The organism is Cyanobium sp. NIVA-CYA 375 (assembly GCF_056108345.1).
This window is the reverse complement of sequence record NZ_JBSYHW010000201.1, coordinates 1-1,500: the sequence shown is the minus strand read 5'-3', so window position 1 is coordinate 1,500 and position 1,500 is coordinate 1. Positions and strand designations below refer to the sequence as shown.

The following is a 1,500-nucleotide window of genomic DNA, read 5'->3' as shown; positions in this document are numbered from 1 at the left end:
TGGTGATCTGCACGGAGTGGAAGCGGTTCATGGCCCCCAACTTCGATCAGCTGGCCACCGCCCTGCGTCAGAAGCTGATCGCTGATGGGCGGAATCTCTACGACCCAGAGCGCCTGGCGGAGCTGGGGTGAACGGATTACGCGATTGGGCGGGGGGCTTCTGTTAGCCCGGTGGTGTGAGGGGTTGGAACCCGCCGAGAGGCGGCTGGGGCGCAAGGACGCGCCCACCGCGGGAGCCTGGCTGGAATACCCGTAAAACCACGGAGGCCTTGCACGGCAGTACAGGCGTACTGTGATGAGAACGCGGTGCAGAGGGCTGGCCGGTGTCAGTGGGTGGAGCTTGAAAACAGATCACTGGTTCTATGGGCTGTTTCAGAGCGCCCCCGATCTGATCGCCTTGCTGTTGCCGCAAGGTGTCGCGGCGGCTCCATCCCTGGGGCCTGATTCCCCTGGCGATGCCCTCTACCGCTTTGAGGCACCCGAGCTCAAAGCCGCAAACCATCGTCTTGATGGGGCCTTTTGGCCAAAAAGCGGCGAGGCCGGCACCCCGGACCAGCCGGTGGTGCTGCTGGAGGTACAGATGCACAGTAAGCCAGGGTTCAAGCACCGCCTCTTTGCCCAAACCGCTCGCTTTCTCCAGCTCCACCCCCAGGTGCTGCATCTGGCGGTGGTCGTGGTGGTGCCGCACCGGCGCCTCAAGCTTGGCCCAGCCCAGTTGCCAAAGCAGCTGCAGGTGTTTGTGGATGGGGTGATCTGGCTCAGTCTGGAGGAGCTGGGCCAGCAGCCTGATCTCGACCCCCTGCTCAGCCTGCTCACGCTGCCGGTGCGGCCAGAGGCTGAGCTCAAGTCCACTACCCAGCAGATCCTCGAGCTCCGGCCGGATCTGCTTTCAGCTGTTCTGCCTATTCTGGTGGGACGGTTTCCAATACTCACTCGCGAGGAGATCATGGTGATCGCAGGCATTCCGGCCAAAGAGCTGCGTCATACGCGCGCTGCCCAGCAGTGGATCGAGGAGGGCCGGCAGGAAGGGGAGGCACGAGGCAGGCAAGAAGGTGAAGCACAAGGCGAGGCCAAGGTGACTCTTCGCCTGCTCAACCGCCGCTGCGGACGCCTCAGCGACGCCACCACCGCCGAAATCCAAGTCCTGCCGCTGGAGCAGCTGGAGGCCCTAGCCGAGGCGTTGCTCGATTTCAGCGGGCCTGCCGACTTGACAGCCTGGCTGGAGGAGCACAAGGGCTGATGCCCGAGCGCTGGCAGGGCTGCAGGTCGTGAGGAGCCCTTCGGCACCACATGCAAAGTGGCTGGCCAACCTGGCCGAACGCCTCGGGAGGAAGCTGAGCGGATTTACCCGGAAGCTCTGGCTGATGGGCGGCTGTTGCTTGCTGCCAGCAAAGAAGAAGCCACGGAGGGCGCCGATGCCCTGGTGATCTGCACGGAGTGGAAGCGATTCATGGCGCCCAACTTTGATCAGCTGGCCACCGCCCTGCGCCAGAAGCTGATC

The 1,500-nt window shown here is 63.9% G+C and carries 1 protein-coding gene and 1 pseudogene; both read left to right on the top strand.

What is annotated here, in order from left to right:
• Positions 1-339: 339 nt before the first annotated feature.
• Positions 340-1,239, top strand: a complete 900-nt coding sequence (locus AC01FP_RS17540; protein WP_474482001.1) for an Rpn family recombination-promoting nuclease/putative transposase — start codon at positions 340-342, stop codon at positions 1,237-1,239.
• A 57-nt stretch (positions 1,240-1,296) separates the two neighbouring features.
• Positions 1,297-1,500: pseudogene (locus tag AC01FP_RS17535) on the top strand (hypothetical protein); the annotation flags it as partial.